General features: G+C 63.3%; 10 protein-coding genes and 2 pseudogenes. 3 read left to right on the forward strand and 9 right to left on the reverse strand.

Features of this window, described 5'->3' with window-relative positions; genetic code table 11:
* Positions 1-5: 5 nt before the first annotated feature.
* From HLH29_RS07050 to HLH29_RS19445, 5 genes and pseudogenes are all read right to left on the reverse strand, one after another.
* Positions 6-1,499, reverse strand: coding sequence for an efflux transporter outer membrane subunit (locus HLH29_RS07050; RefSeq protein WP_220791414.1), 1,494 nt, complete (start codon positions 1,497-1,499; stop codon positions 6-8).
* Positions 1,496-4,594, reverse strand: coding sequence for an efflux RND transporter permease subunit (locus HLH29_RS07055; protein ID WP_182965245.1), 3,099 nt, complete (start codon positions 4,592-4,594; stop codon positions 1,496-1,498). Before HLH29_RS07055 ends, HLH29_RS07050 begins: the two co-directional genes overlap by 4 nt.
* Positions 4,587-5,594, reverse strand: coding sequence for an efflux RND transporter periplasmic adaptor subunit (locus tag HLH29_RS07060; RefSeq protein WP_182965246.1), 1,008 nt, complete (start codon positions 5,592-5,594; stop codon positions 4,587-4,589). The genes HLH29_RS07055 and HLH29_RS07060 overlap by 8 nt, the downstream gene beginning before the upstream one ends.
* 199 nt (positions 5,595-5,793) lie before the next feature.
* Positions 5,794-6,516, reverse strand: coding sequence for a cytochrome b (locus HLH29_RS07065; RefSeq protein ID WP_338030192.1), 723 nt, complete (start codon positions 6,514-6,516; stop codon positions 5,794-5,796).
* A gap of 158 nt (positions 6,517-6,674) precedes the next feature.
* Positions 6,675-7,079 (reverse strand): annotated as a pseudogene (locus tag HLH29_RS19445) (IS5 family transposase); the annotation flags it as partial.
* A 597-nt stretch (positions 7,080-7,676) separates the two neighbouring features.
* Between HLH29_RS19445 and HLH29_RS07075 the strand changes: the two are divergent.
* Both HLH29_RS07075 and HLH29_RS07080 read left to right on the forward strand, forming a co-directional pair.
* Positions 7,677-8,702, forward strand: a complete 1,026-nt coding sequence (locus HLH29_RS07075; protein WP_182965247.1) for a glycosyltransferase family 2 protein — start codon at positions 7,677-7,679, stop codon at positions 8,700-8,702.
* Positions 8,699-10,294 (forward strand): hypothetical protein, encoded by a 1,596-nt coding sequence (locus HLH29_RS07080; protein ID WP_182965248.1) that lies wholly within the window; start codon positions 8,699-8,701, stop codon positions 10,292-10,294. Before HLH29_RS07075 ends, HLH29_RS07080 begins: the two co-directional genes overlap by 4 nt.
* Before the next feature lie 33 nt (positions 10,295-10,327).
* Here HLH29_RS07080 and HLH29_RS07085 read toward each other — a convergent pair.
* Together HLH29_RS07085 and HLH29_RS07090 are read right to left on the reverse strand one after the other, a co-directional pair.
* Positions 10,328-10,644: pseudogene (locus HLH29_RS07085) on the reverse strand (transposase); the annotation flags it as partial.
* 77 nt (positions 10,645-10,721) lie between these two features.
* On the reverse strand, positions 10,722-11,483 hold the full coding sequence (locus HLH29_RS07090; RefSeq protein ID WP_182965249.1) for an SDR family NAD(P)-dependent oxidoreductase: 762 nt from the start codon (positions 11,481-11,483) through the stop codon (positions 10,722-10,724).
* Positions 11,484-11,593: 110 nt separating this feature from the next.
* Here HLH29_RS07090 and HLH29_RS07095 point away from each other — a divergent pair, with 110 nt between their 5' ends.
* The gene (locus HLH29_RS07095) at positions 11,594-11,899 is read left to right on the forward strand and encodes a LysR family transcriptional regulator (RefSeq protein ID WP_182965250.1); all 306 of its coding nucleotides are present in this window, start codon (positions 11,594-11,596) and stop codon (positions 11,897-11,899) included.
* Positions 11,900-11,909: 10 nt separating this feature from the next.
* Here the strand turns inward: HLH29_RS07095 and HLH29_RS07100 are convergent, their stop codons facing one another.
* Both HLH29_RS07100 and HLH29_RS07105 read right to left on the reverse strand, forming a co-directional pair.
* Positions 11,910-12,515 (reverse strand): cation transporter, encoded by a 606-nt coding sequence (locus HLH29_RS07100; RefSeq protein ID WP_220791417.1) that lies wholly within the window; start codon positions 12,513-12,515, stop codon positions 11,910-11,912.
* A gap of 474 nt (positions 12,516-12,989) precedes the next feature.
* Complete coding sequence (locus HLH29_RS07105; RefSeq protein WP_182965251.1) at positions 12,990-13,976, reverse strand: chromate resistance protein ChrB domain-containing protein; 987 nt, start codon at positions 13,974-13,976, stop codon at positions 12,990-12,992.
* Positions 13,977-14,052: the final 76 nt, after the last annotated feature.

Here is a 14,052-nt window from a genome sequence, read left to right on the forward strand (position 1 = left end):
GCGCGTTATGGCACGTGGTCACGAACCGGTCGTGGATCTGCGGTCTTTCTGTTCCACCAGCCACCCCCGAGAGCCTGAAACAGGCCGACCGTATCGGACAGCCGGCCGGATTGCGCCTGGGCCAGGGTCAGGCGCGTCTGCATTTCGGCCTGCTGAGCCATAAGGAGCAGGAGCGTGCTCTCGTCTCCGTAATGATTGCCGATACGCGCGAAGTCCAGGTTCTTCCTGGCTTCATCTTCGGCTTTTGCGGCCGCGACCAGAGTGTCCGCGTCATTGCCGATCGCGTGCAGCGCGTCCGAGACATTCTGTAAGGCGAGAACGATTGTATTCCGATAGTCCTCGATCGCCATCTTGTAGGTATTTCGGGCGGCCCGCTCCCGGTGCAGTAATGTGAATCCATCAAAAAGTGGCTGCGTGATCATTGCCGCCAGGGTCCAGGTTCCATATCCCGGTGTCGCAAACTGGCTGAACCGGTTGGCAGCCAGTCCCGGCGTCGCGACAAGGTCGAGGTCGGGCAGGCGGTTGGCGATGGCGACCCCGATCTGGGCGCTTGCGGCATGCAGGGTTTCTTCCGCCGCGCGGATGTCCGGACGCTGGTCGATCAACTGCAGTGGAAGGGACACCGGCAGTTCCGTCGGCAGATGGAAATCGGCAAGACGGAAATCCGGCGTTGGCACATCCGACCCGTCGCCCGTCAGCGCGTCGATCAGGTCATGCTGGGCGGCCAGCTGCTGGCGCAGAGGCGGAAGGGTCTGTTCGGCCTGGGCCAGCAAGACCCGCTGCGGCGTCACGTCCCGCTCGCCCATGTCACCGAAGCGTTTCTGCTTCTCGTTGATGTCGAGGATGGCGCGCGCCGACGCGATCACCCCTTCGGTCGCCTCGATCTGCCCCTGGATGGCGGCATATTGGATCGCGGCGTTCACCAGATTGCTGGTCAGTGACAGATAGGCCGCATCAAGCTGATAGCGCGCCAGGGCACGCTGTGCGTCACTGGCCTCGATCTGCCGGCGGATGGAGCCCCAGACGTCCGGCATGTAGGAAATATTCAGCTGCAGGGTATGCAGGTTGTAGAGATAACTGTTGAAACCCTGCACGCTCATACCCTGGGAGATCTTGTTGCGTGTCGGGTTGAAGAAGCCGCTGACATTCGGCCACAGCGCTCCTTTCTGCGCGGCGACACCCTCCTGCGCCGCCAGCAGGGCCTGATGCGCCGACTCCAGGCTCGGACTATGATCGATCGCGTGGGATACCAGCGTGTTCAGGGCCGGGCAGTGAAACAACGCCCACCATTGGGCCGGGATATCCTGCCCCGGCCGGAAGGATTGCGCGGCGCCCGCCGCACCGCCGGTCTCGGCGGTGCGGGGCGGCAGGGGCGCGGGCGTATAACGATTGTCCACCGGCAGGGCCGGGCGATGGTAATCGGGACCGACGGCGCAGCCAGCCAGCGCGATCACCGCGAAACCGCCCGCCAGCCGGGACATGGTGCGGTGTGGCGTCATGATGACGCCTCCCCGGGCGTACGGCGCATTGGCCGCCCTTCCAGCCGTTTTTCCAGTTCGTAATAATAGGTCGGGAGAATGAACAGGGTCAGCACGGTGGCGATGCCCAGTCCGCCGACCACCACCGTCGCCAGCCCACGCTGGACATCGGTGCCGATGCCGGTCGCGAGCGCCGCCGGCAGCATGCCCACGCTGGCCACGGTGGCCGTCATCAGGACCGGGCGGAAACGCTGGCCCGCGCCGTCCAGCACCGCCGTCCGCAGGGATTCGCCCTCGGCGCGCAGGCGATTGAAGTTCGAGACCATGATGATGCCGTTCTGGATCGCAACGCCGAACAGGGCGATGAACCCGACGGCGGTCGCGATATTGAGCGTCTCGCCACGCGCATGCAGTGCGACCAGGCCGCCGAGTGTCGCCATCGGCACCACGGCCAGCACCAGCACCGCCTGACGCATCGCGCCGAACTGGCAGAACAGCAGCACCAGCATGACGGCGAACATGATGCCAAGCGCCACGGTCAGGCGCGCCTGGGCGCGTTGTGCCTGCTCGAACGTGCCGGCCCATTCCAGGCTGTAGACGGAGGGATCGAAATGGACCTGAGTCGCGATACGGGCCTGCGCATCGGCGAGATATTGGGAGAGCGGCCGCTGTCCGTTATCGAGGCGGATCGTGATCTGGCGCTGGTTGCGCTCATGGGCGATCGTTCCCTCGCCGGTCTGGAGCGAGACATGGGCAACCACACCCAGCGGTATCCGCGCACCCGACGGTGTGGTCAGCGGCAACTGGCGGATGATGTCGAGATTGCTGTTGATCGCGCGGGGGATATGGACGGTCATGTTGTAGACGCGGTCTCCGGCATAGACCGACGAGACGGGGGTATCGCCGATCATGTTCTGGACCACGGCCAGGATGTCCGTGCCGGCCAGTCCGTAGCGCGCGGCTTCCTTTCGGTCCACGGCTACATCCAGTTCGGGTGTCGGCGGCTCCTGGAAGATCGAGGCCGCTGCCGTGCCGGGAACCTGCCGCATGACATCGACGATCTGCGTGCCGATCCGGCGCAGTTCATGGAAATCGTCCCCATAGACGCGCAGAACCAGCGGCGAATGCGCGCCGCCGACCAGATCGTTCATGTTGTCGGCGATCGGCTGGCTGATACCGAAGCTGATACCCGGGATCGTCGCCAGGCGTGTGCGGAGGCGGGCAACGAACTGGGCCTTGGTCTCGCCATGCGGCCATTCGTCATAGGGACGCAGCCCGACCGGCGCTTCGATATGCGACGGTGTCCATGGGTCGGTGCCGGAATCGCTGCGGCCGAGCTGCGTGACGGCGAAGCTGGTTTCCGGGAAGGAACGGATCGCCGTGCGGATCTCATCAGCCATGGCGCCGGCCCGCTCCAGCGACAGGCCGGAGGGAAGCTGGACCTGGATCCACAGCGCGCCCTCATCGAGGTCGGGCAGAAACTCGCGCCCGGCGCTGGCGCCAAGCCATGCCGTCAGAACGAAGGCGGCGATGCCCCCGGCATAGGCCAGGAATGGACGATCCAGACTGTGGGCCAGCAGCCGGTGATAGACCCTGTGCAACCATTCCAGCGGGGCATTATGGAACAGCCGGTGTGGTTTACGCAGGACCAGGAACGCCAGCGAGGGGATCAGCGTGATGGCGCAGAGCAGCGCGCCGAGCAGGGCGAAGCTGACGGTGAAGGCCATGGGCCGGAACAGCTTGCCCGATGCCCCCTCGAAGGCGAACAGGGGGCCGTAGGCGATGATGATGATCAGGGTCGCGAAGAAGATCGCGCGTGCCATCGTGTCGGTGATCTCAAGGATGTCCCCAGGGATCAGCGTTCTATCCGGATGGTCCTCACGCAAGCGCAGGATGGCTTCGGTCACCACGATCGCGCCATCGACGATCACACCGAAATCGATCGCGCCGAGGGAGAACAGGTTGGCCGGCATGTGCAGGCCCATCATCAGCACGAACAGGGTGGCCAGCGACAGCGGAATGGTGACGGCGGCGATGACGGCGCTGCGGGGACTGCCCAGGAACAGCACGAGTACGACGAAGACCAGTCCCATGCCTTCCAGCACCGTGTGAGCCACCTTGTCGGTGGTCGCGCGGACCAGATTGTCGCGGTCGATATAGGGCGCGATCCGCGCGCCTTGCCGCACCAGGCGCCTGTTCAGCAGATCCACCCGCGCGTGGACGGCGGCCAGGACCTGCGAGGGATTCTGGCCGGTCAGGGTTGCGACGATGCCTTCGATCGTGTCCGGATTGCCGTCCTTCCCCAAGATGCCCTGCCGGACCTGATGTCCGAACTGCATCTGGCCCAGGTCGCGGATCAGCACCGGCTTGCCGTCATGCGCGACCACGCCGATATCGCCCATGTCGGCCAGGGTATGAACCATGTCGATCCCGCGCACGATATAGGATTGGTCGCCGCGCGTGACGCGATCGCCGCCGACATTGACATTATTGTTCTTCAGCGCGGCCAGGACGTCGTTGATCCCGATATGGTACCGGTTCAGGGCGTCCGGATCGAGCAGGAGCTGATATTCCTTGGTAAACCCGCCGAAATTGCTCACCGACGCTACCCCTGGGATTTGCATCAGCGCCGGGATGACGACCCAGTTCTGGATGTCCGACAACTGCATCAGGTTCAGGCTGTCGGAGCGCAGCGTGTAGCGGTAGATCTCGCCGGCGGGCCCCGTGACTGGGCCAAGGGCCGGGGTGACGTTGGCCGGCAGGTTGGCCTGGGCGATCTGTTCGGTCACGCGCTGGCGCGCGAAATAGACGTCTGTCCCGTCGCGGAAGATCAACGTGATCAGCGACAGGCCGAACGTGCTGCTGGACCGGCTGTCGATCAGGCCCGGGACGCTGGCCAACTGTCGCTCCAGCGGCGTGGTGATCTGCTGCTCGACCTCCGCGGCAGCCAGGCCGCCCGCCTGCGTCGTGATCATGACATTGACGGAGCCGAGGTCCGGATAGGCCTCGACCGCGATATCCCGCCACGCCAGGGTACCGAAACAGGCCAGCAGCGCCATGATCATGAAGACGATGCGGCGCTGACGCAGGCACAGCCCGATGAATTTGTTAATCATCGTTCAGCAGCACCGCGCCCTGGGTCACGACCCGATCGCCCGCGGCCAGTCCGCTCAGGACCCGGCTGTTCGTTCCGTCGTCATAGACGATATCGACCGTCCGGCGGCGGAAGACGTGGGGCCGCGCCTCCACGAACACCGTGGTCGCGTCGTTGTTCATCAGGATCGCCGTCTGCGGGATCGTGATTTCCGGTGGCTGCGGCACGGCGATGGCAACATGGGCATAGAGATGGGGCAGCAGGGTGCCGGTCGGGTTCGTGACTTCGAAATGTACGGTGCGCCGGCGCGTGTCCGCCTGCAGGGACGGGCGCAGCCCGTCGAGCGCGCCGCTCAATTGGAGGCCGGGCAGAACCGGAAACGTGGCATGCGCGGTCATGCCGGCCTGAACGAGCGGCGCCTGATCTTCCGCCAGGTCGGCAGTGACCCAGAGCATGCGCGTGTCGAGCAACGTCATCATGACTGCCGTCGGATCGGTGACGTTCATGCCCGCCGCGACCGAGACCGTATCGATCACGCCGTCGATCGGCGCGGTCAAGGGGACCAGGGAGCCGGCGTGGGCGTCGGTCCCGGCCTGTCCGTCGCGGCCGAGTGCTGCGAGACGGTCGCGCGCACGATCCAGTTCGGATCGGGCCTGCGCATAGGCGGCCCGTGCGCTTTCCAGATCCTTGACCGCACCGCCTCCGGCGCCGACGACATGGCGGGCGCGTTCATATTGATCTCCCGCCAGGGTGAAGGCGGCGCGGGCTTTTTCCTCGTCCGAACTGGCCTGGGCCATATCGCCTGACGCGATCAGGGCCAGGAGCTGGCCGCGTTTGACGCGGGTGCCGGGTGCGACATCCATACGGACGATATGGCCCGCTACGGGCGGCAGCAGAGAGATGGTGCGCGCGGGTTCGGCGGCGATTTCGCCTGGTGCGTCGATCGTCTTCGGCCGCTCCTCGACCTTGACGGTTTCCACTGCGAGACGCGGCAGGAGCGGGGAGTCCGCGTCAACAATCACATCACCGGTCTGGTCGCGGTGCATCGTCTGTGCTGTGGACGGATCGATCCTGCCTGTAGCGAGAAAGCCAATGGTCAGAAGGGCGGGGAGAGAAGGCCGTGCGGCCTGCCTATGGCGTTTGCAGCGCATCATACGTATTGGGCTCGAGAACATCCAGGATGGGTAGAAACAGGCGCTGCAGATGCGATTGCGGGGCGCGCTATGGCTTCGCACGCGGCAGAAGCGTTCCAGCAGGCAGCATGCGTGCCAGCACGTTGTCCCTGAGGACGCATTGGTGAAAGAGGGCGGCGGCGGCGTGGCCGGTCGCCAGACCGACGATCAGCCATGCGTTCCAGAAATGCAGAGTCTCGATCCACCAAATTGTTCCAGATGAAAAAGGGGTAAAGGGGGAAGGGATCAGGAGCCCGAAGAAACTCATCGCCTGTCCCGCGCCCCAGCGCCAGGCATAGCCAAGGCCGATTTCCGCCAGCAGCAGGGCGTAGAGCGTGCTTTCCATGGCCAGGGCGCAGAACCGGTCGACCGGGGAGAGAAGGGAGGCGAGGTGACGCCCCCAGGTGATCCGCCAGACGATGCGAAACAGGATGATGGCAGTCAGAAACATGCCCCCGGTCAGGTGCGTGACGACCATGAGATGGTGAACCGGCTTTCCGGGCCAACCCCATGTTTCCCCGAGGGCAAACTGGATCAATACCAGGACGGCCGTCGCCCAATGCAGGAGGACAGTGCCACGATCATAGCGCAGCTTGTCCGTGGCATTCGAAAAGGCTTCGGTCATGCTCGGTCCCCAGGAAGATGGACCGTGGCCTAGCACATATTCCTGACGAGAACCTGAACGGAATACGCGGTCGCCCAATAATAAAAAATACCCAATGTTTCTCGGAAAATTACGGATTGTGAGAAGAGAGATGAGCACGAAGGTCACAGGAAGGCCTTGAATTCCACCTCCATACTCGTGTCACGCCTTCGTTCACACGTTGAACACTACGCTGTCGAATGGAGCAGGTCGGCTTCGCGCCAGTAACGATATGCGGCACGCCTGTCCCGTGCCTGAAAACGGATGCGCAAGCGGTCTAGGTGCTGTTAGATCTTGATCCAACCTGCGGTTGCGGCGAGGTGAAGGATGGCGAGGAACGAGGCGGCGGTCTTTTCGTATCGGGTTGCGACGGCGCGCCATTCCTTCAGACGAGCCCGGAGGTTTTCCACCAGATGCCGGTTGCGATATGCCCATTGAGGGCAGGCGACGGCAGCGTCCCGGCGCTTGGGCGGGATCGCTGGCCGCGCTCCCATGGTCCAGACATGTTCCCGGAACGCATTGGAGGCATATCCCTTGTCGCCGACGACCCATAATGGTTCGCGTGGCAGCCGGTCGAGCATGGCGGGCGCGAGCGGCAGTTCGTGCGCCTGACCGGGCGCCAGGCTGAAGGTGACAGCCCGGCCGCGCCCGTCAGCGACTACGCAGACCTTGGTCCCATAGCCACCGCGAGAGGGCGGGCGCACCGCTTCGATCAGCGGCTCCCGAACCGCCCGGGTTTCGTCGGTGAAAATCTGCGTCGCATTGCTTTCCGTTATTCCCCATATGTAGGAACAATCTTCAAGATCTAACAGGGCTCTGGTAGAGCAGAAGGATTCAACCGCCGCCTCGCCCTCAGCCAAAGCCTCCACTACCCGACGCTCATAGTCTGACGTCGACTGCTGCTTGGTGAACCGGCTGGTGGAGGAGATGGCGACCAGCCGATTCATGCCCAGCGCGTGCAGTCTCGGCAGTGCAGCCGGTAGAAGCCAGATTGAGGATACGCTGAAGACTCTTTCAACTCTACCGACCTTATCCAATGTATTGGGATCGGTGAGGTCGCCTTCTGAAGGTCAATCAAATCTCTGGCTCGGTTAGCGCGAGCGCTCGAAGGTTCAACGGAGCCTGTGATCGGGCGAGACACGCCGACCCAGAAAGAACGCGTAAAACAACGCCGCCACTCGACCCGCTTCTGCCCACCCGGCGCGAACGCGGCGGATTTCGGGGGTATGAACTGTTGGCCGGCCTCCGGGAACCTACGTTCACAGTACGTTGGACGAGGGCGGCGGAGCATGGGCGCAAATCTCGAAGTCACGCCTGCGACCCGGCGTGATCGGTGCGGCAAATGTCTGTCTGTTATAGCCCCATCCTATAATGAAGCGGCCGTGCTCGACCTGTTCTTCGAGCAGCTAGAGCCGGTGCTCGACGCCTGCGTCACCGCCTATGAAATCATCTGCATCAACGACGGCAGCCGTGATGCGACCCTGCCGATCCTGCTGGCTCACCGTCGACGCAATCCAAGGATCAAGGTGATCGACTTCAGCCGCAACTTCGGCAAGGAGGCTGCCCTCACCGCAGGGCTGGACGCCGCTGAGGGCGACATGATCGTGCCCATGGACGTCGACCTGCAGGATCCGCCGAGCGTGATCTCCGAGTTCGTCGACCGGTGGGAGGACGGCTATGATGTGGTGTACGGCCTTCGCGCCGACCGTAGCCGCGACACCCTGTTCAAGCGATTGACCTCCCGCCTGTTCTATTCGCTTTTCAACAGCTTGAGTACGGTCGATATGCCGAGCGACGTTGGCGATTTCCGTCTGATGGATCGCGAAGTGGTATTGGCCTTGCGGCGGCTGCCGGAGCGGAGCCGCTTCATGAAAGGCCTGTTCGCATGGGTGGGCTTCCGCCAGGTGGCCGTCCCCTATGCGCGGCCCGAACGTGCCGCCGGCAAAACCAGTTGGCGCTACTTGAAGCTGTGGAATTTTGCGTTGGACGGGGTCACCGCCTTTTCCGGCGCCCCGATCCGCGTGTGGAGCTATGTCGGCGGCGGCGCCGCCGCCGCGGCCTTCCTCTGGGCGCTGGTGATCGTGTTGCGGACCTTGATGTTCGGCCGCGACCAGGCCGGCTATCCGTCGCTCGCGGTATTCATCCTCGGCGGGTTCGGCCTGCAAATGCTGGCCATAGGCACGCTCGGCGAATACGTCTCGCGCATCTACCAGGAAGTAAAGCAGCGTCCCCTATACCTGATCCGCAGCCGGTTCGGTTGGGAGCAAGATGCCGATACGGGCCAGAACTGTTCCTCTATGAAAAGAGCATCATGACATCGCGCAGCGCCTCCGGCTGGATTCGCCCGACGGTCATCTTCACGCTGCTTCTGGTGACCACCCTGGCGCTCACCTGGATCTATTATTGGGCTTTCGCCGAATACCCGGGCAATTCCGATACCGCTGGCGGCTATCTCGCCGCTGCGGATATGGCGGCTGGCAACTGGCGGCTCAAAGGCTGGTGGTGGGGCAGCGACACGTTCTGGACCTCGGACCTCGCCTTCGAGGCGGCGCTGATCGCCTTATTCGGCAACCACCCAATCATCATGATGCTGAGCTCGGCTTTCGACTGGGCCGGAGTGGTCGTGCTGGCGGCCGTGGCGACTGGAGCGGGCGTCTCCCGGTTCCGGTTCGCGCTGCTGCCCGTCGCAGCGATCGTCGCCCTGCCGATCCTGCGCAACAACCCGCCGATGAACCTGATCGTCCTATCCCCCATCCACATCGGAACGATCATCTACATACTGGCCATGTTCCTCCTCGTTCCCATCGCTTCGACGGTGGGCCGCAAGAGCAAAATCGCCACAATCGCGCTCGGCCTTACCACCTTCCTCGCCGTCGCCGGCGATCCGCTGGCGCTCGTCATCGGGGTCGGCGCCATAAGCCTGGTCATGGCCATCGGCGCTCTGAAGCGCAGGAACGGGGGGAAAGCCGTGGTGCTCGCCACCGTCGTGGCGGCCGCCCTCCTCGCCAAATACTTCGTGGCGTGGAACCAGGCTCACGGAGGCATCCGCGTCGCGTCCACCCCTCTGACCTTCGTTTCGGTCGAAGACCTGCCCCGAAACCTCTATCTGACCTTCAACAGCTTTCTCGTGCTGACCGGTACGAATTTCTTCGGCAGGGGCTTGAGCGGCGCGATCCTCTTTTTGGTGCGGCTCCCCCTGATACTGGCGATGATTTGGGTGCTCTGGACCGCATTCCGCCGTATTGTTCGATACGTCCGCGGAGCGGACGAGGCCCCTGAGCCAACCCTGATCGATCAACTCCTGCTGGCGGGCGCCGTCATCGACATCGTGTCGGCTACCTTCAGTAGCCTACTCGTGAATGTCGATACGGCGAGATACTTCATACCGGCCATCATTTTCCTCGCCATACTGATGGGAAGAACCCTGCCGCCCGTCCGGTCGGTCGTGGCCTATGGTTGCCTCACCGTTGGCGCGACCATCGCCTTGCTCGGCTATGGCTATGCCGTGGCGAGACCGGCGCCGACCCTGCTGTATCCGAGACAGCAGGCGTTGGCGGATCTCCTCATTCGACAACATCTCACCGACGGCTACGCCTCATACTGGTCGGCTTCGATCATCACCGTCGGAACTCGCGGCGCAGCGCGCGTGCGCACGGTCGCCGCCTGCACGGACCCCGTTGGCTGCGGGAAGTCGGTGGGCAAGATCGTCCCCGTCTTCCTGATCGGCAACGAGAACTGGTACTCAGGCTTCGGCCGTCGGGATCGCCCCTTCTTCGTGGTGGTCGACAAATTCCCTGTAGCGCAGGCCCTACTGGTGGCCCCCGTCACGGCTACCTTCGGCGCACCCACGCACCGGTTCGAATTGCCCAGCTATGTAGTCGAGATTTTTGATCCGGTCGCGCGGTGACATGGTGAAAGGTGCTCGAACCACTTGGGCCTGTTAGATCTTGATCCAATCTGCGGCTGCGGCGAGGTGACGGATGGCGAGGAATGAGGCGGCGGTCTTTTCGTATCGGGTTGCGACGGCGCGCCATTCCTTCAAGGGCAGGCGACGGCAGCGTCCCGGCGCTTGGGCGGGATCGCTGGCCGCGCTCCCATGGTCCAGACATGTTCCCGGAACGCATTGGAGGCATATCCCTTGTCGCCGACGACCCATAATGGTTCGCGTGGCAGCCGGTCGAGCATGGCGGGCGCGAGCGGCAGTTCGTGCGCCTGACCGGGCGCCAGGCTGAAGGTGACAGCCCGGCCGCGCCCGTCACGAAAGGAGACGACACCGTAACGCCGAAGAGAGGGTATCAGGTCATAGTCCTGGAGACCCTCTGCAGGGCGACTGATTATTGCGCGAGATACCCGCCATCGACCGGGAGAACCGCACCGGTGATGAACGAAGCTTCGTCGGATGCCAGGAAAAGGATCGCATTCGCGATTTCTTCCGGCTGACCGATGCGGCCGAGCGGATGCATGGAGACGACCTTTCTGATTCCCTCCTTGTCCATGGCGGCCACGGCGGGCGTATTGATCGTGCCCGGTGCCACGGCGTTGACGCGAACGCCCTTTGGCGCGAGGTCGATGGCGAGATGCTTGGTGATGCCCGACGCCACGAATTTCGCCGGACCATAGACCGCCTGTCCCGGCTGGCCGGCAAAGGCAGAGATCGAGGACAGGCAGACGATCGCGCCCTTTCCCGCTTTCACCATTTCGGCGGCGGCATGCTTGCACGACAGAAACATGCCGCGTCCGTCAACGGCCATCGTATGGTCCCACAGCTCGGCTGTGGCCTGTTCCAGCGTGGCCTCCGGAATGATGCCAGCGTTGGCTACAAGAATGGAGATCTCTCCGAACCGCGCGACGGCTTCGGTTACCATGGCGCGGACTTCGGCGTCCTGCGAAACATCGGCCACGACCGGGTAAGCGGTCGCGCCTTCCGCGGTCAGTGTGTCGCAGAGGGCGCGCAAAGCGATCTCGTCGATGTCGCTCAGGATCAGCCGCGCGCCTTCCGCCGCGAACAGACGTGCCGTGGCGGCGCCGATCCCTTTGGCGGCGCCGGTAATGATCGCGCTCTTGCCATTCAGGCGGCCAAGTCCTGTTCCGGTCATTTCGTTTCCGCTCCTGTGATGTTCGAAGCAGGACATATACGCTTTCATCCGACGGCAGAAGGGCACTAGGATGAAAACAAACCAACGTTGCATTGAGAAGAAATCATCTTTTGAGCCGCTTCGAACGTTCCGACCTCGCGGATCTGAACGTGTTCCTTACAATCGTGCGCTGCGGTGGATTTCGTCAGGCGGCCGTGGATCTCGGCGTGACGACTTCAGCGGTGAGTCACACCATACGCCGTCTGGAAAGTCGGGTCGGCGTCCGCCTGTTGCATCGCACCAGCCGCTCGGTCGCGCTGACGGCGGCCGGCGATGACCTGGCGCAGGCCCTGCGCGCCGGTTTCGATATTATCTGTGACGGGCTTTCCGCTCTGCCTTGCACGGTCTCACTGGTCCTGTTCGCGCTACGGACGTAAATCGAGGGGACTATGCTGCCGCGCGGTGCTCATCGCGCGCTGCCTGCCAGACTTCGCGGGTGGCGTCGGCGTTCATCACGGCGATACCGAGCCCAACGAGCAGGTCCGGCCATGCGGAATGCCACAGCAAGGCCGTGACCAGGCCCGCGAGGATGATGGCAATATTGGCCAGCACGTCATTACGCGCCGACAGGAAGGCGGCACGCGTCAGACTGCCGCCGTGATAGCGATAGCGGGTCAGCATCAGCGCACAGAAGAAATTCACGAGCAGCGCCCCCAATCCCGTCACCGTGAGGGCCAGTGGATGGGGCGGCGTCGGAAGATTGAATTTTTGCCATGCGGTCCAAAGTGTCGCGAGCGCCGGAATCAACAGGATAGCGGCCAGAGTCATCCCGACCCGCGCCCGGCTGCGCGCCGTCCAGCCAAGTGCCATCACAATCAGGAAATTGACGGAGGCATCCTCCAGAAAATCGACGCTGTCCGCGAACAGGGAGACCGAGCCGATGGCAAGCGCCACCGTGAATTCGACGCCGAAATAGGCCAGATTCAGAAGCCCCACGAGAGAGACGACCCGCCGTAGGATGCCGGCCATGTCGTTCGGTGATGTGGAATTCATCGTTGTCGTCTCTTTCGTTCGATCAGGCTTCTCCCAGCCGGAGATGGATTATAGCGAAGGTCAGACCACAATTTCGCAACATGCGCGGTTTCTTGCCGGTCCGCTGGTAGAAAGCTCATCAAGAATCACGCACTCGGCGTCTTGAGTATCGTCACGATCATGGGGTGTCTTGCTTGGCTCTGGCCGTTGATCGAGCCGGTGGCGATCGGGTTCTTGCGAGGGTAGCCCGTCGCGGCTTGGACGCCGTTATCGTGCAGTGCTCCACTCTGTGTTGTTGTTCACGCGTGCTGTACGACGATAGCAGCGATCTTATGTGCATCGCGGCTGCAGCGCATGCGATAATGCGGCGGTCGGCGGCGGTGCCGTGACGGTATTGCTCGATCAAGGTGGCCAGTTCCCGGCGCAGAGCCGGCAGGTCGTGAAGCTTGCGGGCGATCTCCGACAGATGCGCGCATGCGATCGCGTTCCTGGAGATCATTCCGGTTGCGCGCGGAAATACGAATACAGGTTCTCGAAAATCGCGCCCCCCAGCGCAGTCCGTTGCTCATCACCCTGATTGGCCATGGCAACGCCGGAGATGAGATGCGCGATGCCTGTCGCCTCCTCGCGGCCGAACTTGCCGTCCTTGAGGTCGATGTCATGGATGATCTCGCCGATCGTCCGGAGCGCCGGATCGGTGAGTCCGGCACGAGCCAGCAACACCTCGAAACTGCATTGATCGCCTTCGTGGGTGAATTCGCCCGCGAACATGTCGAAACGCAGTTCGCCTTTCTTCGGCTCGTAGCCTTTGCTCGGCACAAAGCGGATGGTGGCGGCAGGATCGATGAAGCGTCGGATCAACCATGCGCAGGCGATGCGGTCGACATGCACATCCTGGCGCGTCACCCAGACACGTCCCTGAAGCGCCCGACGCACACTCGCTCGTGCCGTATCTGAGGCGCCTGCCTCCCCATCGTTCTCCGTTGCCCGTGCCTCCAACCGGTCCAGAACCGCCTCCAGCACGTCGCGACCGCCGGCCCCGAAGAAATCGATGCGCGCGACCGCCGCGACGCGTTTGCGCAGCCGGCGAAGCTGGGTGTGGATTTCCGCCCGCTTGTCCTCGGAGCGGTCGGCATCAAGCGCGCGGCCAAGTTCCCGCGCTTCGTCAGCAATCGCGTCATAATCGGCGTTGCGCGCGGCATCGAACAGGGCGCGCACCTGCGCGTCGGACAGGCCATCGATCAGCCGTGCTTCGCACATCATCGCCTCCCCGCCGCCTTCGACGATCTCCTTCAGGAGCCATTCCAGGTCTTCCTGCGTTTCGGCTCCCGCCGGCAGCGCATAAACCGTGCTCTTCACCGCGACCGCGCCGATGCCCTGCAGCCGTCGCCAGATCTTCACCCGGAAATAGGCCGGCTTCGGCGGCAACTGGTGGATCAGGAGCAGCCAGGGCTGCCCGGTTCGGGAGGACTCCACGCTCATGAGGTTTATTTTAGGAATACCCCTTTCTGGGTGCAACCGTTGTATCATTTGTTGGTTCTGGTGTTGCAGAAGCGTG

Origin of the sequence: Gluconacetobacter tumulicola, assembly GCF_014174215.1 — a bacterium.
In the GTDB taxonomy this organism is placed as follows: domain Bacteria; phylum Pseudomonadota; class Alphaproteobacteria; order Acetobacterales; family Acetobacteraceae; genus Gluconacetobacter; species Gluconacetobacter tumulicola.